The 1,678-nt window shown below is 69.5% G+C and carries 1 protein-coding gene; it reads left to right on the top strand.

From position 1 onward, the window contains the following. Window positions 1-90: 90 nt before the first annotated feature. Window positions 91-1,527, top strand: a complete 1,437-nt coding sequence (locus BT364_RS38890) for an IS1380 family transposase (RefSeq protein WP_079179875.1) — start codon at window positions 91-93, stop codon at window positions 1,525-1,527. Window positions 1,528-1,678: the final 151 nt, after the last annotated feature.

Below are 1,678 nucleotides of genomic sequence, written 5' to 3'. Positions count from 1 at the left end.
CCTCGCCGTTTCGGTTGAGATGAGGCCGGAAGCGGGGAGGAAATACGAAAGTGCCTTCTGAGCTGGGACGATGAACCTTGTCGAGGGGTTCTGTCGGTCCAAGCGGAAGGCACTTTCTGCGTGCAGGGTATCGGTTCTCGTCCCAAGCTCCACGTCTCCACTGACGGTTCGGGGGTGGTCGGGCACGCGGGCGCACGTTTGCTGGCGGATCTCGCCGAGGCCACCGGCCTGACAGGCGCGTACTCCACTGCGCTCGGGCCGCTACGACCGCGTGGCACCGGGCACGATCCGGGTCGGACCGCCACCGATCTCGCGGTGATGCTCGCCGACGGCGGTGAGGCGATAGCGGATCTGGCCGTGCTGCGGGACCAGGGCGAGGTATTCGGACCGGTCGCCTCCACGCCCACCGCCTGGCGGTTGCTCGCCGACATCGACGGGGCAGTGCTTGCTTCGCTGCGAGCGGCCCGCGCCTCAGCCCGGGAAGTCGCCTGGATGCAGGCCGCCGAGACCGGCCAGGGCATACCCGCCGTCCAGGCCGGCGGACGAGAACTTCCCGGCCTGGTCCTGGACCTCGACGCCACGCTGATCACCTGCCACTCCGAGAAAGAAGCGGCCGCACCCACCTACAAGGGCGGCTTCGGCTTCCACCCGCTGCTGTGCTTCCTGGCCAACACCGGCGAAGCACTGTCCGGCCGGCTCCGGCCCGGGAACGCCGGTGCCAACACCGCCGCCGATCACATCACTGTGCTGGACGACGCTCTCGCACAGATCCCCGACGCCCAACGGCACGGCACCGCAATCCTGGTCCGCGCCGACAGTGCCGGATCAGCGAAAGCCTTCCTCGCCCACATCCGAACCCTGCGCGAGCACGGCCCGGACCTGCGCTTCTCGGTCGGATACGCGGTCACCGAGCCGGTCCGCCACGCGATCCGGACCCTGCCTGAGGAGGTCTGGTACCCCGCCCTGGACCAGAACGGAACTCTGCGTGACGGCGCCGAGGTCGCCGAGCTCACCGGTATGGTCGACCTGACCGGCTACCCGGCCGACACCCGCATCATCGTGCGCCGGGAGCGCCCGCACCCCGGAGCCCAGCTGTCCCTGTTCGATCAGGACGAGGGCCTGCGTCATCAGGTGTTCCTCACCGATACCCCGTCCTGCGGTGGCGGTCCCGCCCAGTTCCTGGAGGCCCGTCACCGCGGGCATGCCACGGTCGAGGACCACATCCGATGCGGCAAGACCACCGGCTTCGGCCGCTTCCCCTCCCGGGACTTCGCCATCAACGCCGTCTGGCTCGAACTCAGCCTCGCGGCGATCGACCTGCTGGCCTGGACCCGCGTCCTGCTGCTGAACGGCGAACTGGCCACTGCCGAACCGAAAAAGCTCCGCTACCGACTGCTGCACGTCGCCGCCCGCCTCACCCGAGGCGGGCGGCGCCTCCGCCTGCGGATATCGGCGACCTGGCCATGGAGAAACGAACTCGCCGACGCCTTCCATCGCCTTGCCGCGCTGCCCCGACCAGCCGGCTGACCGACAACCCCCTGCCCGCCCACGACCCGAAGGACCCTGGAGAACCCGACCACCGCGCCGGGCCTCCGCCATGCCCAAACAGCCAAATCACCTCGCCCACCCGGCGGCTGACGATCAGCGACGACTCATCACCCCAACCGAAACGGCGAGG

Origin of the sequence: Streptomyces atratus (assembly GCF_900119365.1) — a bacterium.
In the GTDB taxonomy this organism is placed as follows: Bacteria; Actinomycetota; Actinomycetes; order Streptomycetales; family Streptomycetaceae; genus Streptomyces; species Streptomyces atratus_B.
Note: the sequence above shows the minus strand (reverse complement) of the source record. Positions and strands in the feature narration are given on the sequence as shown.